23 protein-coding genes are annotated in these 23147 nt (G+C 70.1%); 6 read left to right on the top strand and 17 right to left on the bottom strand.

Going from position 1 to position 23147, the window contains the following annotated elements:
• Positions 1 to 264: 264 nt before the first annotated feature.
• Entirely contained in the window at positions 265 to 1554 is a 1290-nt protein-coding gene (locus tag QBL25_RS40690) for an MFS transporter (protein WP_409062000.1), read from the top strand.
• 9 nt (positions 1555 to 1563) lie between these two features.
• Here QBL25_RS40690 and QBL25_RS40685 read toward each other — a convergent pair whose 3' ends face one another.
• Positions 1564 to 1686 (bottom strand): hypothetical protein, encoded by a 123-nt coding sequence (locus tag QBL25_RS40685; protein WP_409061999.1) that lies wholly within the window; start codon positions 1684 to 1686, stop codon positions 1564 to 1566.
• A gap of 163 nt (positions 1687 to 1849) precedes the next feature.
• A complete protein-coding gene (locus QBL25_RS40680) occupies positions 1850 to 2005 on the bottom strand; it encodes a hypothetical protein (RefSeq protein ID WP_409061998.1) in 156 nt (51 codons plus the stop codon).
• A 217-nt stretch (positions 2006 to 2222) separates the two neighbouring features.
• Here QBL25_RS40680 and QBL25_RS40675 point away from each other — a divergent pair, with 217 nt between their 5' ends.
• Complete coding sequence (locus QBL25_RS40675) at positions 2223 to 2582, top strand: hypothetical protein (protein ID WP_409061997.1); 360 nt, start codon at positions 2223 to 2225, stop codon at positions 2580 to 2582.
• A 71-nt stretch (positions 2583 to 2653) separates the two neighbouring features.
• On the opposite strand, the gene QBL25_RS40670 is transcribed toward QBL25_RS40675, so the two are convergent.
• The 4 genes from QBL25_RS40670 to QBL25_RS40655 all read right to left on the bottom strand — a co-directional run bounded on the left by QBL25_RS40670 (position 2654) and on the right by QBL25_RS40655 (position 5402).
• Positions 2654 to 3142 carry a GNAT family N-acetyltransferase gene (locus QBL25_RS40670; protein ID WP_409061996.1) on the bottom strand — a complete coding sequence of 163 codons (489 nt, stop codon included), beginning with the start codon at positions 3140 to 3142 and terminating at the stop codon, positions 2654 to 2656.
• A gap of 199 nt (positions 3143 to 3341) precedes the next feature.
• Complete coding sequence (locus tag QBL25_RS40665; RefSeq protein WP_409061995.1) at positions 3342 to 3671, bottom strand: hypothetical protein; 330 nt, start codon at positions 3669 to 3671, stop codon at positions 3342 to 3344.
• Positions 3672 to 3751: 80 nt separating this feature from the next.
• Entirely contained in the window at positions 3752 to 4738 is a 987-nt protein-coding gene (locus tag QBL25_RS40660; RefSeq protein WP_409061994.1) for a bile acid:sodium symporter family protein, read from the bottom strand.
• A 208-nt stretch (positions 4739 to 4946) separates the two neighbouring features.
• Positions 4947 to 5402, bottom strand: coding sequence for a MarR family winged helix-turn-helix transcriptional regulator (locus QBL25_RS40655; protein ID WP_409061993.1), 456 nt, complete (start codon positions 5400 to 5402; stop codon positions 4947 to 4949).
• Positions 5403 to 5470: 68 nt separating this feature from the next.
• On the opposite strand from QBL25_RS40655, the gene QBL25_RS40650 reads away from it, so the two are divergent.
• Positions 5471 to 6319 (top strand): alpha/beta fold hydrolase, encoded by an 849-nt coding sequence (locus QBL25_RS40650; RefSeq protein WP_409061992.1) that lies wholly within the window; start codon positions 5471 to 5473, stop codon positions 6317 to 6319.
• Here the strand turns inward: QBL25_RS40650 and QBL25_RS40645 are convergent, their stop codons facing one another.
• Both QBL25_RS40645 and QBL25_RS40640 read right to left on the bottom strand, forming a co-directional pair.
• Positions 6320 to 6730 (bottom strand): ATP-binding protein, encoded by a 411-nt coding sequence (locus tag QBL25_RS40645; RefSeq protein ID WP_409061991.1) that lies wholly within the window; start codon positions 6728 to 6730, stop codon positions 6320 to 6322.
• Between the two features lie 284 nt (positions 6731 to 7014).
• Entirely contained in the window at positions 7015 to 7383 is a 369-nt protein-coding gene (locus tag QBL25_RS40640; RefSeq protein WP_409061990.1) for a VOC family protein, read from the bottom strand.
• 363 nt (positions 7384 to 7746) lie between these two features.
• Between QBL25_RS40640 and QBL25_RS40635 the strand changes: the two genes are divergently transcribed.
• A complete protein-coding gene (locus tag QBL25_RS40635; RefSeq protein ID WP_409061989.1) occupies positions 7747 to 9291 on the top strand; it encodes an FAD-dependent monooxygenase in 1545 nt (514 codons plus the stop codon).
• Positions 9292 to 9560: 269 nt separating this feature from the next.
• Here the strand turns inward: QBL25_RS40635 and QBL25_RS40630 are convergent, their stop codons facing one another.
• The gene (locus tag QBL25_RS40630; protein WP_409061988.1) at positions 9561 to 9779 is read right to left on the bottom strand and encodes an alpha/beta fold hydrolase; all 219 of its coding nucleotides are present in this window, start codon (positions 9777 to 9779) and stop codon (positions 9561 to 9563) included.
• Positions 9776 to 10438, bottom strand: a complete 663-nt coding sequence (locus QBL25_RS40625; RefSeq protein WP_409061987.1) for an alpha/beta fold hydrolase — start codon at positions 10436 to 10438, stop codon at positions 9776 to 9778. Before QBL25_RS40625 ends, QBL25_RS40630 begins: the two co-directional genes overlap by 4 nt.
• 220 nt (positions 10439 to 10658) lie before the next feature.
• On the opposite strand from QBL25_RS40625, the gene QBL25_RS40620 reads away from it, so the two are divergent.
• Positions 10659 to 11576 carry an MBL fold metallo-hydrolase gene (locus tag QBL25_RS40620; RefSeq protein WP_409061986.1) on the top strand — a complete coding sequence of 306 codons (918 nt, stop codon included), beginning with the start codon at positions 10659 to 10661 and terminating at the stop codon, positions 11574 to 11576.
• A 99-nt stretch (positions 11577 to 11675) separates the two neighbouring features.
• Here the strand turns inward: QBL25_RS40620 and QBL25_RS40615 are convergent, their stop codons facing one another.
• Both QBL25_RS40615 and QBL25_RS40610 read right to left on the bottom strand, forming a co-directional pair.
• On the bottom strand, positions 11676 to 14024 hold the full coding sequence (locus tag QBL25_RS40615) for an FdhF/YdeP family oxidoreductase (protein ID WP_409061985.1): 2349 nt from the start codon (positions 14022 to 14024) through the stop codon (positions 11676 to 11678).
• 147 nt (positions 14025 to 14171) lie between these two features.
• A complete protein-coding gene (locus QBL25_RS40610; protein ID WP_409061984.1) occupies positions 14172 to 14684 on the bottom strand; it encodes an SRPBCC family protein in 513 nt (170 codons plus the stop codon).
• Between the two features lie 264 nt (positions 14685 to 14948).
• Here QBL25_RS40610 and QBL25_RS40605 point away from each other — a divergent pair, with 264 nt between their 5' ends.
• A complete protein-coding gene (locus tag QBL25_RS40605; RefSeq protein WP_409062952.1) occupies positions 14949 to 16223 on the top strand; it encodes an APC family permease in 1275 nt (424 codons plus the stop codon).
• On the opposite strand, the gene QBL25_RS40600 is transcribed toward QBL25_RS40605, so the two are convergent.
• The 5 genes from QBL25_RS40600 to QBL25_RS40580 form a co-directional block, all read right to left on the bottom strand.
• The gene (locus QBL25_RS40600) at positions 16213 to 17466 is read right to left on the bottom strand and encodes a serine hydrolase domain-containing protein (RefSeq protein ID WP_409061983.1); all 1254 of its coding nucleotides are present in this window, start codon (positions 17464 to 17466) and stop codon (positions 16213 to 16215) included. The two genes, QBL25_RS40605 and QBL25_RS40600, sit on opposite strands and share 11 nt — an antisense overlap.
• 185 nt (positions 17467 to 17651) lie before the next feature.
• Entirely contained in the window at positions 17652 to 18812 is a 1161-nt protein-coding gene (locus QBL25_RS40595) for an FUSC family protein (protein WP_409061982.1), read from the bottom strand.
• 167 nt (positions 18813 to 18979) lie between these two features.
• Entirely contained in the window at positions 18980 to 19810 is an 831-nt protein-coding gene (locus QBL25_RS40590) for a PIG-L family deacetylase (RefSeq protein WP_409061981.1), read from the bottom strand.
• Between the two features lie 320 nt (positions 19811 to 20130).
• Positions 20131 to 21570, bottom strand: a complete 1440-nt coding sequence (locus QBL25_RS40585) for a cellulose binding domain-containing protein (RefSeq protein WP_409061980.1) — start codon at positions 21568 to 21570, stop codon at positions 20131 to 20133.
• Complete coding sequence (locus tag QBL25_RS40580) at positions 21567 to 23138, bottom strand: beta-N-acetylhexosaminidase (protein WP_409061979.1); 1572 nt, start codon at positions 23136 to 23138, stop codon at positions 21567 to 21569. Before QBL25_RS40580 ends, QBL25_RS40585 begins: the two co-directional genes overlap by 4 nt.
• Positions 23139 to 23147 lie beyond the last annotated feature (9 nt).

The raw sequence follows: 23147 nt of genomic DNA, 5'->3' as shown, positions 1-23147 counted from the left end.
GCGGTTGAACGGCCACCTGAGCGAAAGTCCGAACGAACATGTCACGGGGCCTGATCCGGTGGGTGTTCCTCGTTCCCGCGCCGTCGTGGGAGGGGACCGCCGACTGGTTCGGGCTCCGTGCACGCGGGGACTTCCGTGCGCGCGGGGACCGGGGCCCGCGTCTCGGGCGGGCGGCACATCGACGGCAGAGTTCGATGTCAGTGCCGTGTGGCAGTGTCACCGCAATGATCACCGCCATCAGTTGGATCGAACCGGAGATGTCCCGTGCCGGCCGGTGATGAGGCTGCCGAGCCGGCTTCGCGGGCCGGCGGCGCCCCGGGCCCGCAAGCGGACGGCGAGGAGCACGCGCCGGATGGGCTGCCTCGGGCCTACCTGCTGTGGCTCGCCGGCATCCTGGTCTCGCTCGTCGGCAACGCGATCTTCTACTTCGCTCTCGGCTGGGCGGCCAGCGCATACGGCGGGAGCATCGCCGGCCTGACGCTGAGCGCGATCACGCTGCCGCGCGTGCTGCTGCTCCTCGTCGGAGGCGCGGTCAGCGACCGCGTCAGCGCACGCCGCGTACTGATCACCGGCGACGCGGCGATGCTGGTCTTCTCGCTCGTTCTCGCGGCCGCCGCCTACTCCCTGGGCGCTCCGCCCTTGCTGCTCGTCGCCACGGGCGTCGCGGTCGGTGTCGTCGACGCGTTCTACCTTCCGGCGTCGGGGTCCATGCCCCGTCGACTGGTGCCCACGTCCCAGCTGCCCCGTGCGCTGTCGCTGCGCCAGGTCGGCGGCCAGATGATCAACATGGGAGGCGCTCCGCTGGCCGGTGTACTCGTCGGCCTGGCGGGGTTCGCGGGCGCCGCAGTCGTCAACGCGGTCACCTTCGCCTGCACCCTCGTTGTCCTGATCGTCGTCCGACCGCAGCACGACGTGCCGCCGACCCCAAGTTCCGACGGCCTTCTCAGGGAAGCCGTGAGCGGGGTGAAGGTGGCCTTCGCCCATCCGGTGCTGCGCCCGGGGCTGTGGCTCACCGGGGCAGCCGCCGGCTTGCTGCTGCCCGTGCTGACCCTGCTGGTCCCCCTGCTCGCGCGTGAGGAGGAATGGGGTGCGGGAACCGCCGGGCTGGTGTTCGGAGCGCAGGGCGCGGGCATGGTGGCGGTCACCCTGGTGGTCGTGAGGCGCGGGCCGCTGGGGCGACCCGGTCTGCTGGCGGCGAGCGCCCTGGTCGTGGCGGGTGGGGGCGTCCTCATGCTCGGGGTCTCCCCCAATGCGCTCGCTGCCGTCGCGGCCGGCCTGGTCATCGGTGTCGGCAACGGGACCTTCTCCGCGCACATCGCGCCGCTGGTCCTCGCGTCATCGCCCGACACTCACCTGTCGCGCATCCAGGCGCTGCTCGTACTCGTGCAGAGCCTGGCCCTGTTGCTGATGAACAACGTGCTCGGCGCCCTGGTCGACCTCGAAGGCGCATCCGTCGTCGTTGTCACCTGCGCTGTCATGCTCGTGGGCGTGGGGCTGGCAGGTCTGACCTCCAGCCCGCTGCGAAACGACCGAACGGGGCTGGCGCGCACCTGATCCCGGCCCTCAACGCGGCGATCTCGACTTGGCCGGGATGCGATACGTGCCCCAGACACGCCCATCGACCTGCACGAGGAGTACGTACTCCTCGTGCAGGCCGATGGTGTCGGAGTGCTGCCTCACAGCCATGTCCCGCGTCGTGGTGAGGCCGCGTACCGCCGGTCACGGTCGCCGCGCCGCCGTGGGCTTCTCGGCGGTCGGCCTCACGGACTGCTGTGTCACCGTCCGGTGCCCACAGCCTGGCCGGGCGCGCAACCCGAATCCGTCACGCCCCACCGGATGCCGCACCCCATCAGAAATAGTGCTTGCGCCCGCCGACCTTGCGCCCGGTCGTGCCGAGCACCCACAGAATCGCGCCGACCAGGACGAGCACCCCGCCGATGGTCGTCAGCAGCGAAATACCGGCCAGCAGGCCGATGATGAGCAGAATGGCGCCGAGAACAATCATTTGGGTTCCTATCCTCAAGTCTCTTCGGTGCGTGCAGGTCCTCGCCTCGTCAGGTTCGCGGCACGCTCTGCGTAACCCAGGCCAGGAAGGTTCTGGCTCACCGCGTGATCCGCGGTGGCTGGACCCTGTTGTGCTTCCTCCGAGTGCCCCGCTCTTGGCCGCTCATGCATACGCAGTCCCGTCGGCCTCAAACAGAGGGGTGGCTTACTGTCTCGGTATGAACGAAGTGGATCCCCTGCTGAAGAGGCTGACCGACCGGGTGGAGCGGGAAGACCTCTCCCTGCCCATCACTTTGGTCGTGGATGGCACCACCATCACCGGTCAGGTGGTGCCGCACGCGGTCTGGGCCGAGCACATCGCCGAACAGCTCGACAGCTCGGGAAGCCGTGCGAGCTCCTTCTCCGCCGATTTCGCCTGGGAGAAGGAACAACCCGAGCGGGACGGCAGCTATCTCCATCTCAACGGGGGCAAGGTGGTCGGTTCCGGGGCCGCGTTTCCCGAGCGGGGCGGGCTGTTCCGTATCAGTCTGCGCAAGGTGGGCGGCTGGTTCCTGGGCGAGGTACAGGTTCACGGGTAGCAGCGCCTGACCCGGGGCGACGGGCCCGTGCTCAGACCCCGCGAGGTACTGGGTCGGCCCACCGCCCCCAGCTACCTGAGTTCCTTCCTCATCAACGTGCACATCGTCTCGTAGCGGCGCACCGACCCGTCGGGGGCACGCTCGTCCCATGAGTCAGGCTGACGGTCGTACGCGACATAACCCAGCCGTTCGTAGAGCGCGCGTGCCCGGGGATTGCTCTCCTCCACCCCGAGCTCGGCCTGCGGCAGGCCGCGGTTCTTGATGCGCAGCTCTGCGGCTTCGACGAGGAACGTGCCGATCCCGCAGGACCGCAGTGCGGGGTGGACGGCCAGCTGCCACAGCGTGCCGACGCCCTCCTTGACCTGGTAGTCGACGCCCCCCTTGGCCACGGGGATGTCCGCGGCCGGGCAGATCGCCAGGTAGTCGACCTCGCCGCTCCGGGCACGTTCCAGCTGGGCGGCGACGTTGGCCAGGTGGAGGTCGGACCCTGCCCACCCGCACGACGCCAGGTCCGCCCGTAGCAGATCACGGGCCGCCAGCGTCAACACAACCTTCTTCATCTCCAGCACCTCCGGCGAGCCAGCATCCCCGCCCTTCGCGCAACACGCCAGGCAGGCGCGGCGACCGGTCACGGGAGCGCCGACAGCACCGGCAGTGCCAAGGCGATCGAGTCGTGGCGTGCGGACCATCTGATCGTCGGCCGGGGGTGCCCGCCCCGTCCTGTGACGGACGGACTCCGCGCCCGTCGCGCGGAACGCCTCAGTCGCCTTGGAGGTGCAGCTCCAGGTCCGAAGACTCCGCGCAGCGCTCGGCCAGTTGGCGGATGCTCTGCAAGATGTCCCGCACCTGCTGGTTGTGCACCAGATCGCGGGTGGCGTCGACCTCAGAGATGAACTGCGGCATCTCCGCCGACGTAAGGATCTGCGAGCGATACGGGTCCACTCGGTTGAGCATCGGCAGAGCGCTTGCCGCACAGAGCCCGGAGAACAGGTCAGCCCAGTCCTGTACGGAATCCACCTGGGTCAGCCGACGGTTCTTGGGACTCGTCCCCCGCCGCGTCACTCGCATCAGCTTCACGTCAACACCCATGCCTCATACTCCCGACGACGTCCGTCGTGCGGTCCGTACCGCACGCCGCGACGATCCTCTCTTGGGTCAGCTCGCTGATGTCACAGCTTTTCCCTGCCGACCGCGGGTCGCTTCCGTGGCCACCGCGGGACTGCGCGCTTGCTCGGGGTCCCGCCGGCGGGCAGGGGCTCCGCGGATGCTCCCGCGGCGACTGCGGCGGTTTGGGGCGGGGCGATGCGGCGCAGCAGGAAGCCCGCGGCCAGGGCCATGGCGAACATGTTCACCGCGTACACCGCCGAAGGGATGGCCATTCGGGTGCTGTCCAGCAGCGAGGGGCTGAGGGCGATCGCCATGGACAGCGTGGTGTTGTGCATGCCGATCTCGAAGCAGGTCGCCACTGACTGACGGTGGTCGCCGCGGGCCAGGCGGGTCGCCCCGTAGCCGACCGTGAGGGAGATCGCGCCGAAGAGGAAGGTGACGAGGCCGACGTCGGCGAGATAGCCGAGCACGTTCTTCCGCTCGGCGGCGAGTGCGGCGATGATGATGCCGACGAGCGCGGCGACCGCCGTGATCTTGACCATCCGCGTGGAGCGCTCGGCGAAGTCCGGACGGCGGTGGCGGACCCACATCCCTGCCGCGACCGGTACCAGCACGATGAGGAAGACCTGAAGCGTCTTGTCGAAGCGCAGGCCCAGCGCCTCGTCCGTGCCGGTCATGAAGTGGTCGAGGGAGAGATTCACGATGATCGGCAGCGTGACGACGGCGATCACCGAATTGATGGCGGTCAGCGTGATGTTGAGGGCTACGTCGCCGCCGAAGAGATGGCTGAAGATGTTGGCCATCGTGCCGCCGGGCGAGGCCGCGAGCAGCATCATGCCGACGGCCAGCGCGGGGCTCAGGTCGAAGGCCAGCACCAGGCCCAGGCAGGCTGCGGGCAAGAGCACCAGCTGACAGACGAGCGCGACGGCCACGGGCCGGGGGTACGCGGCGATCCGGCGGAAGTCGGCGACCGTCAGGCCGAGCCCGAGTCCGAACATGATCACGGCGAGGACGGCAGGCAGCAGATAGGTGGTCAGCGGCGAGTCCACGGGAACAGCCTCCGGGAGGCCGCTCGAAAAGTCCATGCCGTGACAGATCGACTCCCGGCCCCTTTCCTCATGCGTACCGCCCGCAATGCGTACCGCCCGCACCCTTCGCACTACCGCCATCGCCGTCGTCGCCACCGTCGGCATCAGCCTCGAAGCCGTGTCCGGCGCCGTCGCCACCACCACCGTCCCGACCGCGAGTCACGTTCGATCAGACCGCTCGCGCCTGCTGGGTGGAGTGCAGTACCGAGGTCAGGAAGCGTCGCACCGCCTCCCGTTCGCTCTCGTCGATGCCTTCGGCGGCCGCCACCACGTCGCCGATGACCGGCCCGAAGAAGGCCCAGCCGAGTTCCCTGGCCTTCTCCTCGACCTCCAGCAGCACGCGTCGCCGATCAGCGGTGTCCCTGCTGCGGCGCACGAGGCCGAGCCGTTCCATCCGGTCCACCAGCGCGGTGGTGCCGGCGGAGTTCAGGCGCAGTTGCCGGCCGAGCCAACCGGGCGTGGCGGGCGTGCCGTCCCGTTCCCCGTCCAAGAGGTGGATCAGGGCGCGCACATCGGTGGGGTGCAGGCCGTGGCGGGCGGCGAACTCGGCGCCCAGCAGGTCGAATTCGACGGTCACCGCGCGCAGCAGGTGCACCAGGCCCATCGTCGGGTTTCGGTCGTCCATACACACTCCCGGGACACGCGCGTAATATCTCGCTGAACGAGAGTATCGCTGAACGAGAGGAACCAGAAGTGTCCCGTTCCGCTTTCGATCTCGTCTACGACGAGCTCCGCGCGCGCTGGCCGCATTCCACCGAGGAGCGCGACGTCGCCACCCCGTACGGACGCACCCGGGTCCACGTGTACGGCCCGGCCGACGGCAGCCCCCTGGTGCTGCTGCCGGGCGGTTCTGCCACCGGCCTGGTCTGGTACGCCAACGCCCCGGCCCTCGGCGAACAGCACCGGATCTACGCGGTGGACCTGCTGGGCGACGCCGGCCGCACCGAACGCTCCGGCCTGCCGCTGAAGAACGCCCAGGACCTGATCGACTGGCTCCAGGCCCTGCTGGACGGGCTGGGACTGACCCGCACGCACCTGTGCGGCCACTCCTACGGCGCCTGGCTGGCCGCCCGGTATGCCTTGCATGCTCCACAGCGGGTCGACCGGCTCGCCCTCATCGATCCCACCCAGGTTTTCGCCGGCTTCCGCCTCAGCTATCTGCTGCGAGCCCTGCCCACGCTCGTCCGCCCGAACGAGGCCCGTGCCCGCGCCTTCCTCGCCTGGGAAACGGCAGGCACCCTCCCGGACGAGACCTGGCAGCGCCTCTACGCTCTGGCGAGCGCCGTTCCCGGCCGCAAGCTCATCGCCGGGAGCCGCCCGCGGATGGCCGAGCTCGGCGTATCCGCTCTGGTCCTGCTCGCCGAGCACAGCCACGCCCACCGCGCCCACCACGTCGCCGACCGAGCCGGGCGCATGCTCCCGCAGGGTGAAGTGGCGATCGTCCCGGGAGCCACCCACCACTCGATGCCGCTCACCACGCCGCAGCTGCTCAACGAACAACTGCGGCAATTCTTCGCGCCGACCGGCCCCGGGGGCGAGTGATCACATCGACTGGCGGCCCGCCGCGGCCCCGCCCGGGTCGTCGGCCAGGACGACTGCGGCCCTGATGCGCTTGCCGACGGGCTCACGGGTCACTGCGAAGCTGCGACACGCCGCCATCACGATCTCCAAGCCGTGCTGACCGATCCGGCTCGGGTCCGCGGCGGGGACCGTGGGCAGCGTCGTACTGCTGTCCCACACCGTCACCTCGACCGCTCCCTCGTCAGCCTCAAGGGTCAGCAGGCACGGTCCGGGAGCGTACTTGTGGGCGTTGGTCACCAGCTCACTCACCACGAGCTGCACCATGTCCATCGCCCTCGTCGACGTCGGCAGCCCATGCACGGCCTGCAACGACGCCAGGAAGTTCCGTGCGGCGACACGGGCGCCGGGAATTCCCTCACTGCCCTCGCACATGACGGAAACCGAAGCGGAACGCCCCATCAGAAGGCGCTGGTCAGCGCTCTGCCCAGCCAGGTCCATATATCCGCCTCACAGCCGAAGCGCCCAGAAGTATTTCACCCGCCTACCCCCGGAATGCCATTACATTCACAGCAATTTGGCACGGTTGGCGGCCCCCCGAAGAACCCTGAGGAACCGCCCTGTGATCCGCCGGGCTGGAGCGGAGGCGGTCTGCCGCATCGTATGGGTCGGCGTCGCACGGGTCGGCACGTCCGGGGCCGATCAGGACCCGGAGGGCGTCACCGCGCCGGGATCGGCTGCGTGAGGTTGACCGGGTTGCCGTCGGGGTCCTTGATGTGCGCGACGCGCTGCCCCCACGCCATGTCCGTGGGGCCGCCGCTGACCGAGCCGCCCAGTGCCACCACCCAGCCGAGCGTCTCGTCGACGTCGTCGACCTCGACGCTGAGCAAGATCCGTGGCGCCGCCCCGGCGTCCAGGTCCGCCTGGGTCACCAGCCCGAGGTCGGTGTCGCCGATGCGCAGACCGCGGTAGAAGGCCGCGCCTTCCTCCGGTACTCGGAAGACCTCCTCGGCGCCGAACAGTTTCGTATAGAAGCCGAGCAGGACGTCCTGGTCGGCAGTCAAGATCACTGGCTGGATGGTGGACATGGCACTCCTGTCGAGAACGGTCGTGTCATGGGGTGGACCGTCCGGCGACGCGGAACTCATCGGCGCAACCGCCCCGCGTCGGCGAGCGCCCGCCCGCCGACCGACGTGGTCTCCCGGCCGGGGAAGGGCTCGACGCCCAAGTGGGCGGGGCGGACGCCGGAGAGGGGCCGGACGCCGGAAAAGGGTTGGACGAAGAAATGCCCGTGCTTGTAGCTTGCGGTGGACCGTGACACCGCCCGAGGAGGTGAGACCCATGAACGCAGTATCGACGTGGGTGCTCCCTCTTGTCCGTCACGGCCGGCCACTGACATAGGTGTCGCCGGGAGCGCCTCCACACCAAGGCACTCCCGAAAGGCAACACCTATGGACTCTGCACAGTTCACCGCCGAGCCGCCGTCGAAGGACGCGGCCGGACGCGACCGGACCGTCAGCGACGCCGCCACCCTCGCGTCACCCACCGCCGGCGCCGACAGCGCCACCCTCCCGTGGGACGTCATCATTGCCGGGTGCGGGCCGACCGGTCTGGTACTGGCCGCCGAACTGCGGCTGCACGGCGTACGGGTACTCGCGCTGGAGAAGGAAACCGAGCCCGTGTCCTTCGTCCGCATCGTCGGCCTGCACATGCGAACGCTCGAACTGATGGCCATGCGCGGGCTGCTGGACCCTATGCGCGCACACGGACGCCGACGCCCCGCCGGCGGGTTCTTCGCCGCCATCGACAAACCCGTGCCGCAGGGGCTGGACTCCGCCCACGCCTACCTGCTGGGCATTCCACAGCCGGTCATCGTTCGCCTGCTCGAAGAACATGCTGCCCATCTGGGAGCACAGGTACGACGCGGTGGTGCGGTGGCCGGCGTCGATCAGGACGGCGAGGGGGTGAGCGTCGCACTGGCCGACGGCGCACAGGTGCGTGCGCGCTATCTCGTGGGCTGCGACGGCGCGCACAGTACGGTGCGCAAACTGCTCGGCGTCGATTTCCCCGGTGAGCCCTCGCGGAGCGAGACGCTGATGGGCGAGATGAAGGTGGGTGCGCCGCAGGAGGAGGTCGCCGCGAAGGCGGCCGACATCAGCGCGGCCGACCGGCGATTTGGGCTCAGGCCCTTCGGTGAAGGGTTCTACAGCGTCGTCGTACCCGCCGCGGGGGTCAGCGATCGCGCGGAACCCCCCACCCTCGAGGATTTCAAACAGCAGTTGCGCACCGTCGCCGGCACCGACTTCGGCGTGCACTCCCCGCGGTGGCTGTCCCGCTTCGGGGACGCGACCCGGCTGGCCGAGCGCTATCGGGTCGGGCGGGTGCTGCTGGCCGGTGATGCGGCGCACATCCATCCGCCGGCCGGCGGGCAGGGCCTCAACCTGGGGGTGCAGGACGCCTTCAACCTCGGCTGGAAACTGGCCGCACACGTGCGCGGCTGGGCCCCTCGGACGCTGCTGGACACCTACGAGGCCGAGCGCCGCCCGGTCGCCGAGGACGTGCTGGACAACACCCGTGCGCAGGTGGAGCTGCATTCCACCGAACCTGGTCCGCAGGCCCTACGGCGGCTGCTCACCGAGTTGATGGACTTCGACGAGGTGAACCGCCATCTCATCGAGAAGATCGCCGCGACCGGTATCCGCTATGACTTCGGCGAAGGCCCTCACCTGCTCGGGCGGCGCCTGCCCGACCTCGACGTGAAACACGGCCGGCTCTACGATCTGCTGCGCCACGGCCGCGGTCTGCTGTTGGACCGCACCGAACGCCTGACCGTCGGCGCCTGGTCAGACCGGGTCGATCACCTCGCGGACCCCACGGCGGCAGTGGACGCTCCGTGCGTCCTGCTGCGCCCCGACGGCTATGTCGTCTGGATCGGCGACGACCAGCGGGAGTTGGACGAGGCCCTGTCCCGCTGGTTCGGCAAGCCTGCCCGCTGACGCCACCCGAGCGGCCGCCGCCACGACGTGAGAGGGGGCGGCAAGGCATCGCGGACCGGGTGGGCGCGGGCGGCCGGAAGTTCGCCGCACACGCCCACCCCGTCCGCGGCGCCATCACTCTCCTCACCGTCCGGCTCTGGCACAGCCCCTGGCCTGGGACCGACCGACGTGACGGGACCGAGGCGGCGCCGACACGGGAGCAGACACTCGCCACCGCCGCACGGGACGCCGAGCAGCGGGCAGGCCGACGATGCGGAGGTCAGACCTGCTCAGGTGGTGTGGGCCACCAAGGCATCGATGAGCGTGGGCCAGAGTTCGCGTGGGCGGTCGTGGCCCTCGGGGAGCAGCATGAGCTCGGCGCCGGGCACCAGGTCCGCGGTGCGCCTTCCGCCACTGGGGTCGATCAGCGTGTCGTCCAGTCCGTGGATCACCAGGGTCGGCACGCGCAGTTCGCGCAGTGCGTCGGCCCGTGAACCGCTGAGGATCATCGCACCCAGGTGCCGTCCGGCCCCGGCGGGGTAGTAGGCGCGGTCATGGCTGGCGGCGGCCAGCTCTCGCAACAGCGCGGTGTCACCGTATCTCCGTGAGGCCCACACCAGCTCCTTCTCCGCCGCCGCGACATATCCGTCGCGGCGGCGGGCTTCGGAGTGAACAGCACCGCCTGAGCCTCCGGGCTGGGCCGGCCGTACTGGCTCTCGCCGGTCGACGACATCATCGACGTCAACGTCCGTACCCGCTCGGGAGAGGAGATGGCCATCGTCTGAGCGATCATCCCGCCCATCGAGGCGCCGACCACGTGGGCGCGCTCGATCCCGAGCGCGGTGAGCAGACCCAAGCCGTCACCGGCCATGTCGAGAAGCCGGTAGGGAACCATCGCGAGGGCCGTGGGAATGTCACCCGCGCTCACGGCCGCGATGAACTCGCCCATGTCGACGGGGAAATCGTCAAACGTGGTGGACAGCCCGCAGTCACGGTTGTCGTACCGGATGACATGGCGGCCACGATCAGCGAGCGCCCGGCAGAAGTCCTCGTGCCAGGCGAGCATCTGCGCCCCGAAACCCATCACCAGGAGGACGGGCGGATCCTTTGGATCACCGAATTCCTGACAGCAGATGGACACCTCGGGAGACACGTCAACGATCGGCACAGAGGGAGCCTGCCATGACCAAGCCCCCAACGCGTCCACATATCGGCGCGTGACCTGCGCCTTCGCCTAGGAGCGACCGCCCCACAGGCCTCGCCTTCGGGTCAGGCCAGTGCCGCGGCCAGCAGCATCACCAGCGGGTAGGGAAGCAGCACACTCCCGAGCGCGAGCGAATCCACCTCCCTGCGCAAAAGAGCGGAGCTCACGGCCCGGAGGGGCCTTGATGGAGCAGTTCGCCATTGCCGTGGAGAGTGCTGTGCGCCAGACTCGCCGGCAGGTTGTCGCAGCAGACCACAAGCAGGAGGAGCGCCCCATGCTGACGCAGGTCGCGGAGGGTGTGCTGGTCCACCAGAGCGAGTTGCTCCAGAACAATACCGTTGTCGTGCACGGCAGCGGCGGCGTGCTGCTCGTGGACGCGGGGATAACGGGCGACGAGATGATCTGCCTTGCGGGCGACCTTCGTCAGGTGGGTCGGCATGTTGTCGCAGGGTTCTCGACGCATCCTGATTGGGACCACGTGCTGTGGCATGCCGAGCTCGGTGAGGCGCCTCGTTACGGGACAGCCCGCTGCGCGGCTTTCCTGCACGATCTGCTGGCGACCGCGGACTGGAAGAAATCCGTCTCCGAGGGACTGCCGCCGGAAATCGCCGAGGAAGTACCGCTGGACCTGTTCGGCCTCGTGACGGGTCTGCCTGCTGGGACCGCGCACATTCCGTGGGACGGCCCGACGGTTCGGATCATCGAGCATCCCGCGCATGCGCCGGGCCATGCGGCGCTGTTGATCGAAGAACAGAAGGTGCTCGTCGCCGGCGACATGCTCTCCGACGTGTTGATACCGATGCTCGACGACACCGCTGACCCGGTGGCCGACTACCTCGTCGGGCTGCGGCTGCTCGAGGCCGTGGCGGACGAAGTCGACGTCCTCGTCCCCGGTCACGGCTCGGTCGCCAGAGCCGATCAGGTGCGCGCGAGGATCCACCAGGACCGCGCCTACATGCACGCCCTGCGCGACGCACGGGATCCCGACGATCCGCGCCTCGGCCCGTCGGCCAAACCCGGCTGGGAATGGGTGAGTTACATCCACGAAGGGCAGGCCCAACGCCTCGCGCACAAAGACGCGCCCGGCGGGGAGCCCGGTTAGGGATCCGTGCCAGGGTGCGGCGCTCGCGGCGAGCGCCGCACCGACATCGGAGGTCAGGCCGGGTTGGAGAGCCGACGCCCCGCCCGCCGCGCCTCCGCCCTACCGGGTGTCCTCCCCCGCAGCGGCGAGCGGCTCCGCCTCTTCGGCCGAAGCATCCTGCCGCGGCTCCAGGCGCACCAAGATGCCCTTGGACGTCGGGGTGTTGCTCTCGTCGGCCACGCTGTCCAGCGGCACCAGGACGTTGGTCTCCGGGTAGTACGCGGCGGCACATCCCTGCGGGGTGGAGTACGACACCAGCCGGAAGTCCTTCGCCCGGCGCTCGGTGCCGTCCCGCCACACGCCCACCACGTCGACGCGCGCGCCGTCCTTCAGGCCCAGGGCGCGCAGGTCCGCCGGGTTGACCATGACGATGCGGCGTGAGCCGTGGATGCCGCGGTAGCGGTCGTTGGTGGTGTAGGGGATGGTGTTCCACTGGTCGTGCGAGCGCAACGTCTGGAGCAGCAGGTGCCCTGGCGGGGCGCTGAGCATCTCGAATTCGTTGACGGTGAACAGCGCCTTGCCGCTGGGCGTGGGGAAGACACCGTCGTTGACCGGGTTCGGCAGGCCGAAGCCGCCCGGTTTGGTCACCCGGGCGTTGAAGTTGTGGAAGCCCGGCACGACGCGGGAGATCCGCTCCCGGATGTGCCCGTAGTCCGCCTCGAACTCCTCCCAGGGGGCCGGCACCTTCTCCCCCAGCGTGCGGCGGGCGAGCCTGCTGAGGATCGCCACCTCGCTCAGCAGGTGCTTGGACGCCGGTTCCCGGCGCCCTGCCGAGGCGTGCACCTGGCTCATGGAGTCCTCGACGGTGATGAACTGCTCGCCGCCGCTCTGGCGGTCCCGCTCGGTGCGGCCCAGCGTCGGCAGGATCAGCGCGGTGTCCCCGCACACCGCGTGGGAGCGGTTGAGCTTGGTGGAGATGTGGGCCGTGAGCCGGCAGCGGCGCATCGCCTTTGCGGTGAAGTCGCTGTCGGGAGTGGCCCGTACGAAGTTGCCCGCGAGCCCCACGAAGACCTTGACGCGGCCCTCGGACATGGCCCGGATCGCGTTGACGGTGTCCAGGCCGTGCTCGGCGGGCGGGGTGAAGGAGAACTCGCGGCCCAGTGCGTCCAGGAAGTCTTGCGGCATCTGTTCCCAGATGCCCATGGTGCGGTCGCCCTGCACGTTGCTGTGTCCGCGCACCGGGCAGACACCGGTACCGGGCCTGCCGATGTTGCCGCGCAGCAGAAGGAAGTTCACCACTTCGCGGATGGTGGGCACCGCGTGCTTCTGCTGTGTGAGGCCCATCGCCCAGCACACGACGACGCGTTCGCTGGCCAGGACCCGGTCGCGCAGCTCTTCGATCTGCGAGCGCTTCAGTCCGGTGGCGGCCAGCACGTCCGGCCAGGAGACGCTACGGCGCAGACCGTCGGCGAACTTGTCGAATCCGCTGGTGTGGGCGTCGATGAACGAGCGGTTCAGTACGGTCCCGGGCGCGGCTTCCTCGGCTTCGAGCAGCAGGAGGTTCAGGGCCTGGAACAGGGCGAGGTCGCCGCCCAGGCGGATCTGGAGGAACTGGTCGGCGATGTTGGTGCCGCGGCCGATGACCCCGCTCGGCTTCTGCGGGTTCTTGAAACGCATCAGCCCCGCTTCGGGCAGCGGATTGACCGCGACGATCTTGCCGCCCCTGCGCTTGGTCTCCTCCAGCGCGGAGAGCATGCGGGGATGGTTGCTGCCCGGGTTCTGGCCGAGGGTGAGGATGAGGTCGGCGTGGTGGATGTCCGTCAGGCTCACGTCGCCCTTGCCGATGCCCAGGGTCTCGTGCAGGGCGGTGCCGCTGGACTCGTGGCACATGTTGGAGCAGTCCGGCAGATTGTTGGTGCCCAGGGCGCGGGCGAAGAGCTGAAGGACGAACGCGGGCTCGTTGCCGGCCCGGCCCGAGGTGTAGAAGACCGCCTCGTCGGGGCTGTCGAGGCCGCGCAGTTCCTCGGCAAGCAGCCCGAGGGCGTCGTGCCAGTTGATCGGCTCGTAGTGGTCGGAGCCCGGCCGCTTCACCATCGGGTGGGTCAGGCGGCCCTGCTGGTTCAGCCAGCGGTCCGAGGCCTGTGCCAGCTCGGTGACGGAGTGGCGCGCGAAGAACTCGGGCGTGATGCGCCGCGTGGTGGCCTCGTCGTTGGTGTGCTTGGCACCGTTCTCGCAGTACTCGTTGGCGTGCCGGTTGCCCGGCTCGGGGTCCGGCCAGGCGCAGCCGGGGCAGTCGAATCCCTTGACCTGGTTCAGCTCCAGCAGGTTCAGGGCCGTACGCCGGGGTGACGTCTCGGCCAGGGAGTACTGGACCGCGTGGGCGACCGCCGGCACACCGGCGGCCCAGGTCTTCGGCGGCGTGATCTTCGCCTGTTCGCCGCCCGGGTCTCCGGTCGATGACTCTCGCACGCGTCCGCCTTTCGCTCAGTACCGCCGTCTCGCGTGGCCGGTGCGCCCGGACGAGTGAACGACGGCCGATGTGTCGTGTTCGCGGCCCGCTGCCCGGGACGGCCACCGTGGCGGTGCCGGGCCTCGCGAGCGGACCGGGGGGGGTGTTCAGCCCGTGGGCCAGTGCGGGACCGGCCGGGGATCTTGCCTGTCGTTCGGCTGCACATGACCGTCACTGATGACGCCGCGCCACTCGCCGGTCTCCTTGCCCTGGCCTTCGATGTACTCCTTGAAGGCCCGCAGACTGGCGTGCACCTGCCGCCGCACCACGCCGAGTGCGTCCCCGGCCCGTTCGACCAGGCCCTGCGGGGTGAACTCGACGCGATAGGTCACCCGGCAGGCAGTGTCGTGCAAGGGTTCGAACAGCACGGAGCCCGTGTGGTGGGGCTCGTCCAGACTGCGCCAGCTGACCTGCTCGTCGGGGCGCTGCTCGACCACCTTCGCGTCGAATTCACGCGATACGCCGCCGAAGCAAGTCACCCAGTGCGACAAGGTGGCCTGGGGTTTGTCGACCCGCTCCACCCCGTCCATGAACTGGGGGAAACTCTCGAACTGGGTCCACTGGTTGTAGGCGGCTCTGACCGGGACGTCCACGTCGACCGATCCTTCGATCACGCTCATAACCGCTCCGCTCCTTCGCACCAGCCGGGTGGACGGATCCCGCGTACCCCTCTCGACGCTAGCCAACCACCGGGCGGTCTGCCCGGCCGGAGAACGGTCGCCCCCGTGGGACACGAGAGGTTCCCGGCATCCGAGGGACGCATGGACTGTGAAGTGGTGTGATGTGGTGCAGCGGGTACACGGTGGCACGTGAAAACTCCCACGGACCCCTCCCAGACGTCCCCCGCCCCGTCGTCCCCGTCCTCGACGTCGCTCAAGAAGGCGCTGACGACGCCGTTGCTGTACTTCTTCATCCTCGGAGACGTCCTGGGAGCGGGCGTGTACGTCCTGGTCGGGCAGGTCGCGGCCGACTCCGGCGGGGCGGTGTGGGCTCCGCTGGTCGCCGCCCTGTGCCTGGCCCTGCTGACCGCAGCCTCCTACGCGGAGCTGGTCACCAAGTATCCACGCGCCGGCGGGTCCTCCCACTACGCGACCCTGGCGTTCGGGCCCTTCACCGGGTTCCTGGCCGGCTTCTGCATGCTGGCCGCCGGCATCGTCTCGGTGGCCGCCTTGGCCCGGGGATTCGGCGGCGACTACCTGGCCGAGTTCGTCACCCTCCCCATCGTGCTCGTACTGATCGTCTTCCTGGCCGCCCTGGCCCTGCTGAACGCGCGCGGCATCAGCGAATCGACGCGGGCCAATGTGGTGGCCACCGTCATCGAGGTCGGCGGCCTGCTGCTGGTGATCGGTCTTGGCTGCTGGATCGTGCTGCGCGGTGACGGAGACCTGGGCAGGCTGACGGACCTGGGCACCGACACCAAGGGTCCCGCGGCGGCGCTGTTCAGCGGCGCGGTGCTCGCCTACTACTCCTTCGTCGGATTCGAGACGTCCGTCAACGTGGCCGAGGAGACCCGCGACCCCCGCCGCGCCTACCCGCGCGCGCTCTTCGGCGCCCTGCTCACCGCGGGCGCCGTGTACGCGCTGGTCGGCGCCGCCGCGGCGGCTGCCGTACCCACCGGGAAGCTGGCCGAGTCGAGCGGGCCGCTGCTCGAAGTCGTACGGGTGGCCGGCGGGGTACCCACGGAGTTCTTCAGCGCGATCGCCCTGGTGGCCGTGGCGAACGGCGCCCTGCTCACCGGCATCATGTCCTCACGCCTGGCCTACGGCATGGCGCAGGACGGTCTCTTGCCGTCCTTCCTCACCAAGGTGCTGCCCGGCCGGCGCACCCCCTGGGCGGCGATCGCCGCGACGACCGCGCTCTCGCTGCTCCTGGCGCTCACCGGCGAGGTGGAGACCCTCGCCTCCACCCTGGTGCTGCTCCTGCTGGTGGTGTTCTTCCTCGTCAACGTCTCGCTGCTCGTCCTGCGCCGTGACTCCGTCTCGCACGACCACTTCCGGGCACCGACCGCCGTACCGGTACTGGGCGCCGCCTCCTGTGTCCTGCTCGCGACGCAGATCGAACGGGACGTGTGGGTACGGGGACTGATCGTGCTGGCCGTCGGCGCCGCGCTGGGCGCGGTCGCCGCGGTACGGGCACGGCGCGCCGGCGTCAGCCGATGACGGCCTGTATCTCCCGCTGGATGATCTCCTGGAACGGCACGTCGTCGTAGTTGCCGAGCACGACACCGACCCAGCCGGAGTCCGGGTAGATGTTCCAGCTGGCGACGCTGCCGGGGTTGACGCCGGCCCGCCCGTTGATCCACTGGCCGTCGAGCAGGCTGATCGGCATCATGTACGCGCTGAACGACGCGTCGGCGGAAGTGGGCCGACGGGCCAGTCCACCGCCCTGCGGGGCAAGCGGAAGCTTGGGGCCGGTGAGCAGCCCGGCGTAGGGCGCGTCCAGCACCGTGCCGTCGCCCAGCCCCTGCGCGAACCGCACCAGGTCCGGCGCGGTGGCGAAGCCGCCGTCCCCCGGGGGATCGATGAAGCTGCGGCCCGGGTTCTTGCCCAGTTGGTGCGGATCCGGACTGCCCTTGTCCAGGTTGCGGACGGCGTCCACCCGGCTGCCGTCGGCCTGGCGCATGTACGAGTGCGCGATGTGCCGGTCGGAGAGCCACTGCGGCCGGGTGTAGAACGCCGTGCCGGTCATGCCGCAGCGCTTGAAGACATGCTGCTCGACGTAGTCCCAGTACGTCATGCCCGTCACCGCCTGCACGATCAGTGCGGGAATGGCCACCTCGGCACCGGCATGATCGGTGGGTGTGCCGGGCGGGGCCACCGGCTGCGACCGGCGGGCCCAGCGCTCGTAGTCCGCCTGCACCTCGTCCCGGCTGTGGAAGACGCGTTGCAGGTCCTCCGGAGGGGTGTTCAGTCCGGAAGTGCCCGACAGCAGATGGTGAATGGTGATCTTCTGGGCGATCTCCTCGGCGAAGCCCGTCAGGTAGGTGCCCACCGTGTCCGAAAGCCGCACCTTGCCCTGCTGCGCCAGCTGCAAGATGGCCACCGCACCGAACGGCTTGCCCGCCGACGAGAGGTTGAAGGCGACGTTTTCGTGGTTGCGGATCCCCTTCTCCTTGTCGGCCATGCCGTAGCTGCGCGACAGCACGGTGCGGCCCCGGTGCGACAGCAGCACCACGCCGGAGAACTTGTCCTGCGCGGCCAGTTGCGCCACATACCGGTCGTAGGCCCCGCCGGGCCGGGCGGCCGGCGGAATCGCGCGGTCATCCGCCCCCGCCGGGCCGGCTCGGCCGGGGCGAGCGGCAGCCGGACGGGCGCCGGCGGCCGCCGTCCCGCCGACGGCGGCCAGCGCACCCCATCGCAGCAGTCTGCGGCGTGCGACATCCCGTAAGGAATCCAGGCTCATGATCGCGTCCCCTGTCCGATCGACGGCGCCGCCGATGCTGCGCGGCGCTTGATGCCCCCATGGAAGACGGCGGCGTGTTCCGGGGACGTATGGGCTTTTCGATACGCCCGCGATACACGGGGCGGAGCGCGCCACGATGACCGGTCGCACGCTCGCCCGGCCCTTCCGCGGATCGGTACGGCCGCTCAGGCCCGCACCCAGCTGTTGAGGGTGTCGCTGGTGTGCTGGACCTCTTCCATCAGGCGGGTGGCCTCGACGACCAGGACACCGTAGGGGCGCGTGGGGTCGGCCAGCGGCAGCAGCTGGGCCTCGGCTTCCTCGGCCACTTCTTCACGCCGGGCTTGTGCCTCCCGGGTCAGTTCGGCCAATCGTTCCGTCTGCTGCGCCAGTTGCGTCTCGTCCAGGGCGCTCAGCGCGTCGGCCATCTCGGAGATGGCCTCGAGGAACGCGGCGTAGCGGTCCAAGAAGTGCCGGTAGCAATAATCGTTTTCCTCTTGCTCCCAGTGGTCCAGGCTCCGGGCCAGGGAGGCCAGTTGGTACAACGTGCGCTCCAGCGCGTTCAGCACCGTGTCATACCCCTGGAAGCAGAGGTGGCCGCGATGCCGCCTCAGCAGTCGGCGCGGGTTGTAGTGGACGCTCTCCTTGGCGGTGCTCAAGCCGGCCCTGGCCTGGCCGACCAGCTGGTCCGTCCGGGCGGCGCGCTCGCGCCACCGGGTGACGGTGTCCCCCTCCGGCGCGCCTTCCCGCAGAACGGGGTGCATGTCCGCGGTCAGGTCACGGAGGGCGCGGGCGAGGATGCGGACGCTGTACTCGGCGCTGCGGTAGCGCAGCGGCGGAGCAACGGTGATGTTGACGGCGGTGCCGATGACGCAGCCGATGAGCACCAGCAGCACGATCTGTCCCAGCTGCGTGATGCGGGTCAGGTCGTCGGTGGCGCTGGAGTAGGTGGAGAACGCGAAGAACGCCGCGGTGGCCACCTGGAGGCCGTGCGAGCCCACCGCGACCAGCACGAAGGTCAGCAGATCCGGCCCGGCGAGGAAACCGAGCACGGCCTGCACCGCCACTCCCGCCGTGACGGCGCCGACGTAGCGCAGGGAGTGCGTGACGGACTCGTGGACCGTCACGTACATGATCATGACTGCGGAGAACGGTGCGAACGCCGGGGACTGCGCGTCCAGCAGGTAGAAGGAGACCACCCAGGACAGCGAGGCCGCCAGCGTGCCCTTGAAGACCAGCAGCAGGGCGTCTCGCTCGGAACCCGGGTAGTCGAGGGCCCTGCCCCACCACTGCCGCACGCGCAGGAACCGATCCGGCCACTCCTGAGCCCCCACCCCACCAGCCGCCATGCCGTGACCACTCTCTTCTCGCCTCGGGAGACACCCCTGTTCCCAGGCGGAGTACCACGACCTCACGCCGCCAAGCCTCGGACCTGGCCCGGCGGCGGAACCCGCTCGATCGCCCCGTGGGGGCTCTCACCGCGATCTCACGGGTCCCGGCCGGCCGGACGGACGGATCAGCGCAGGCCGGCGAAGAGGTCACTCTCGGGAAGGGGCGCTCCGGTGGCGTCCTTGACGCGGACGAAGGTCTCCGTGCCCATCAGCTCGCCGAACTTCTCCTTGCCCATCTTGAGGAAGAAGATGTTCTCGCCCTGGCTGGCGTGCGCGGCCAGCGCGTCGAACTTCTGGCCGCTGAACGCGGTGGTGTCCACCCACGTGCTGATCTCGTCGTCGGGGAGGCCGATCTCGGCCATCGCGGCGGCCTCGGCGGGGTCCGGCTCGGGCAGGTCCCCCAGCTCGCGCATGGTCTCCCCGAACAGCTGCATCGCCGAGCGGGGCATCGTCGTCCAGTACACCTTGGGCGTCAGCGAGATCATCTCCAGTGCCGCCATCGTGATGCGGTGGGCCTGGATGTGGTCGGGATGGCCGTAGAAGCCGTTCTCGTCGTACGTGACGACCACGTCGGGCCGGTAGTGGCGCATGAGTTCGGCGAGCCGGGCGGCGCCTTCCTCCACGGGGGTCTGCCAAAAGGAAGCGGGGGCGTCGTTGCTCGGCCAGCCCATCATCCCGGAGTCCGCGTAGTCCAGCATCTCCAGATCGCTGATCTTCAGGACCTCGCAGCTCGCCTCGAGTTCCTTGCGGCGCATCGCGGCGACGGCCACCGGATCGTGCCCGGGGTCGCCCGGCTTCGTACCCCCCGGTCCGTCCCCGCAGCCGCCGTCGGTACAGGTCACCAGAACCGTGCGGATGCCTTCCGCCGCATACTGCGCAAGCACCCCTCCGGTCCCGGTGGCCTCGTCGTCGGGGTGGGCGTGCACAGCCATGAGCGTCAAGGGCCGGTCAGTCATGAAACATCCTCCTGCGGAAAACAAGTCGTGGTCCGAGTGTGCGGCAGGCATGCCACGCCCCGGGGCCCGGCTCCCGGCGGGCGGACGGTCGGCCTTGCGGTCGCCGTCGCCCACCCGTGCGGCTCGGGTCCTCGGTCGGTGCAACCGTGCCGACCGGGCCACCTGTTCCCGACGCGGCCATCCGACCCTCCGGAGTTTCAGGATGCGTGCGCCGCGCCTTGCCGGACCGCCCGCGGGCCCGCGCCGGCGCCCTGACCGTGCGGGTGCCCGCACACCGGGCGAGTGTGCGGGCACCTGACGTCCAGGGGGCTCGTGTCAGCTCACGCGGAGGGCACCGTGTCCTCGAAAGCGGTGCCCGCGCTGCGGTAGGCGGTGATCTTGGCGGCCACCTGCGCGGGGGTGAGGACCTGGTCCTTGACGTGCAGGACGTAGTCGACCTGCTGGTCGTAGGCGCGCGGGGCGGTGCTCGTCTGTCCCGCGAGGTCGATCAGCCACTGGTTGAAGTTGATCGACATGGGCCGCTCCGGCAGATACGCGGCGTCGTGCGTGCCGAACGGCTGCCCGTCCACGTAGTACTTGATGGAGCTGTTGTCGATCGTGACGACCAGGTCGTGCCAGCCCGCGTAGCTCTGGCGGCTTTCGGTGTGCTGGTTGACCGCCTGCCAGGGGTCGGGGTTGTAGGTCTCCCAGGACGTCGTGTAGAGGATGTTCGAGGGCTCGCCCCAGCCGCCGTTGGGCAGGTACTCGAAGTCGTATTCGGCGTAGTCGTCCGCCATCGGCGCCTTGAGGTCGTTGATGGTGAAGAACGTCTGCACCAGGTGGTCCCCGTCGGGGCCGCTCTTGGGGGCGTCGCTGAACTTCACGCGCGCCGCGTACGTGCCGTTCTTGAACTTCGTGGCCTTGGTGAGCACTTCGGTCTGCTTGGTGCTCTCGCCCGTGCCCGCCGTCGACGTCTCCAGGTTCATCACGGAGTTGCCGCCGGAGGCCGAGAACGTCACGTTCTGCGGCGCCCAGGTGGCGCCCGGCACCCCGGGGCCACCGGAGTTGGAGCGTACGTTCCAGCCGTGCGCGGAGATGGCCGGGTCGTCGTGCTTGGTGTAGTTGAAGTCGTCGAAGAGGGTCGCGCCGGATCCGGGCGGGTCGGTGGGATCGGTCGGGTCGGTGGGATCCGTGGGGTCGTTGCCCTCGGGGGCCGTGCCCCAGACCTTTGCCCCGTCCACCTGGGCGGTGACCTTCGTCCAGTTCGCGTAGGAGGACTGGGCGGCGCCGAAGGAGTAGTCGTCGGCCTGGTTCAGCGACTGCCAGTCCGAGCGGTGGAAGCGCAGCTGGAGGTCGCCGCTGTCGGCTCCGGCGGCGAGGGACCCGGCGCCCGAGGTGAAGCCGATCTCCAGATAGCGGTCGGCGGTGGCGGTCGGGTGGGCGAGGGTGCCGAAGGTCCCGGTGATGTTGGCGCAGCCCTTCACCGCCCATGAACAGGCGAAGCGGTAGCCGGCGCTCGCGGAGTCGGCCTTGAAGTAGTAGCGCAGCTTCACGCCGCTCAGGGCGACGGCGGACGTGCCGGTGTTCTTCACCTTCAGCCAGGGTTCGGCCTGGTCGCTGCCGGTGGATCCGGTGTGGTACTGCACCGAGACGGCGCTCGCGGCGGCGCCGGCCTGGGTGGCGGGCAGCGCGGCGAGGCCGGTGCAGCCCATCAGGACGACCAGCGCGCAGCGTGCCGATCTGGTGAGCGGACGGCGGGCGGGCTTGCGTGCAGGACTCATGTCGATTCCTCTCCGAGACGGTCGGGGACGGGGACGTACGGGTCGAACGGTCCGTGCCGCACGCCCAGCGCGGCGAGCCGGTCGCCGTGCGCGACCAGGCGGGCGCGGGCCGGCGGCCAGGGCGAGGCGCCGTGCCAGGCGCGGTCGGCGAGCGCGGCGAGCCGGGGGAAGACCAGGTAGTCGACGTGGCCCGCGGTGGGGGCGAACTCGGTCCACAGCTGGGCTTGTACGCCCAGCAGTTCGCCGCCCGACGTGGGGTCGCCGGGCGGGTCGTGGTCGTGGTCGTGGACGGTGCGCAGGTCGACCACGGCGCCGGGCTGGGCCGGGGGCTCGGCCGGGGAGGCGGACTGGGCGTAGTCGAAGTAGGCGGCCCGGTGGTGGCTGCTGACCACGGTGTGGCCCCGCTTGAGGGCGATGCGGGTGTGCTCGGGATCGCGCCAGGTCATGACGGTGAACGTGGAGGGCAGGCTCTCCCCCGTCTCGGCCCAGGCGGTGGGGATGCGGCCGCGCTCCAGGAGGTGGGCGCCGATCCGGCCCAGGAACCATCCGCGCAACTCGCCGGGCCCCGAGAGCCCTTCGGCCCGGATCCGGTCGCGGGCGGCCAGGCTGGTGGCCCACTCGGTGGTGGGGCATTCGTCGCCGCCGACGTGCACGTGCCGCGAGGGGAAGATGTCCAGGACGGTGTCCAGGACGGTGCGGCAGAAGTCGAGGACGGGTTCGTGGACGCCGAGGACCGTGTCGCACACGCCCCAGCGGGTCCAGACGTCGAGCCGGCGGCCGGGGTCGTTGCCGAGGGCGGGGTAGGCGGCCAGGGCCGCGCGGGTGTGGCCGGGCATCTCCACTTCGGGCACGATCGTGACGCCGCGGGCGGTGGCGTAGGCGACCAGGTCGCGCAGCTCGCGGTCGGTGTAGGCCCCCGCGTGCGGGATGCCGTCGAAGGCGTGGGATCCCGCGGGGCCCACCATCGACTGGGCGCGCCGTCCGCCCACCTCGGTCAGGAGCGGATAGTCGGCGACCGGCAGGCGCCAGCCCTGGTCGTCGGTGAGGTGCAGGTGCAGCACGTTCAGTTTGTGCAGGGCGAGCAGGTCGACGTAGCGGCGCAGGAACGACACGGGCTGGAAGTGGCGTGCCACGTCGAGCATGAAGCCCCGCCAAGCCTGCCGCGGTACGTCGGTGATCTCGACGCAGGGAAGGCGCCAGGGCACGCCCGGCCGGGGGCGGTCGGCCAGGGCCGCGGCGGGCAGCAGTTGCCGGATCGTCTGCAGGCCGCGCAGCAGGCCGGTGAGGTGCGCGGCGCGCAGCAGGACGGCGTCGGGCGAGACCGTCAGGCCATAGCCCTCCGCGCCGAGCCCGCTGAGGCCCGGGTCGAGGGCGAGGACGAACGGCCCGTCGGGGGCGGGGTGGAGCGGGAGTGCGGTGGCCGGCGCGAGAAGCGTGCGCAGCAGGGCGGCGGCGGGTTCGGCGCCCGGTGTGACACGCAGGGTGGTGGCGGAGTCGAGCGTGAAGTGGCCCAGGCGGTGCGACAGATGGGTGGGGGCGGGTACGAGGGTGGGGCGGAACGCGGGCACGGCGGACCT

The sequence above is a fragment of the Streptomyces sp. SYP-A7185 genome (assembly GCF_046103685.1).
Classification (GTDB): Bacteria; Actinomycetota; Actinomycetes; order Streptomycetales; family Streptomycetaceae; genus Streptomyces.
The sequence above is the reverse complement of the archived record's forward strand: the minus strand, read 5'-3'. Positions and strand labels throughout refer to the sequence as shown.

What these genes read in the sequence shown, in the direction of transcription:
- QBL25_RS40630 (WP_409061988.1), bottom strand. Translation starts at nt 9,779, where the DNA reads ATGATCCTCAGCGGTTCACGGGCCGACGCACTGCGCGAACTGCGCGTG.
- QBL25_RS40640 (WP_409061990.1), bottom strand. Translation starts at nt 7,383, where the DNA reads ATGTCCACCATCCAGCCAGTGATCTTGACTGCCGACCAGGACGTCCTG.
- QBL25_RS40680 (WP_409061998.1), bottom strand. Translation starts at nt 2,005, where the DNA reads ATGATTGTTCTCGGCGCCATTCTGCTCATCATCGGCCTGCTGGCCGGT.
- QBL25_RS40595 (WP_409061982.1), bottom strand. Translation starts at nt 18,812, where the DNA reads ATGGCGGCTGGTGGGGTGGGGGCTCAGGAGTGGCCGGATCGGTTCCTG.
- QBL25_RS40675 (WP_409061997.1), top strand. Translation starts at nt 2,223, where the DNA reads ATGAACGAAGTGGATCCCCTGCTGAAGAGGCTGACCGACCGGGTGGAG.
- QBL25_RS40665 (WP_409061995.1), bottom strand. Translation starts at nt 3,671, where the DNA reads ATGGGTGTTGACGTGAAGCTGATGCGAGTGACGCGGCGGGGGACGAGT.
- QBL25_RS40590 (WP_409061981.1), bottom strand. Translation starts at nt 19,810, where the DNA reads ATGACTGACCGGCCCTTGACGCTCATGGCTGTGCACGCCCACCCCGAC.
- QBL25_RS40655 (WP_409061993.1), bottom strand. Translation starts at nt 5,402, where the DNA reads ATGGACGACCGAAACCCGACGATGGGCCTGGTGCACCTGCTGCGCGCG.
- QBL25_RS40600 (WP_409061983.1), bottom strand. Translation starts at nt 17,466, where the DNA reads ATGAGCCTGGATTCCTTACGGGATGTCGCACGCCGCAGACTGCTGCGA.
- QBL25_RS40670 (WP_409061996.1), bottom strand. Translation starts at nt 3,142, where the DNA reads ATGAAGAAGGTTGTGTTGACGCTGGCGGCCCGTGATCTGCTACGGGCG.
- QBL25_RS40645 (WP_409061991.1), bottom strand. Translation starts at nt 6,730, where the DNA reads ATGTGCGAGGGCAGTGAGGGAATTCCCGGCGCCCGTGTCGCCGCACGG.
- QBL25_RS40635 (WP_409061989.1), top strand. Translation starts at nt 7,747, where the DNA reads ATGGACTCTGCACAGTTCACCGCCGAGCCGCCGTCGAAGGACGCGGCC.
- QBL25_RS40620 (WP_409061986.1), top strand. Translation starts at nt 10,659, where the DNA reads ATGGAGCAGTTCGCCATTGCCGTGGAGAGTGCTGTGCGCCAGACTCGC.
- QBL25_RS40685 (WP_409061999.1), bottom strand. Translation starts at nt 1,686, where the DNA reads ATGGCTGTGAGGCAGCACTCCGACACCATCGGCCTGCACGAGGAGTAC.
- QBL25_RS40585 (WP_409061980.1), bottom strand. Translation starts at nt 21,570, where the DNA reads ATGAGTCCTGCACGCAAGCCCGCCCGCCGTCCGCTCACCAGATCGGCA.
- QBL25_RS40610 (WP_409061984.1), bottom strand. Translation starts at nt 14,684, where the DNA reads ATGAGCGTGATCGAAGGATCGGTCGACGTGGACGTCCCGGTCAGAGCC.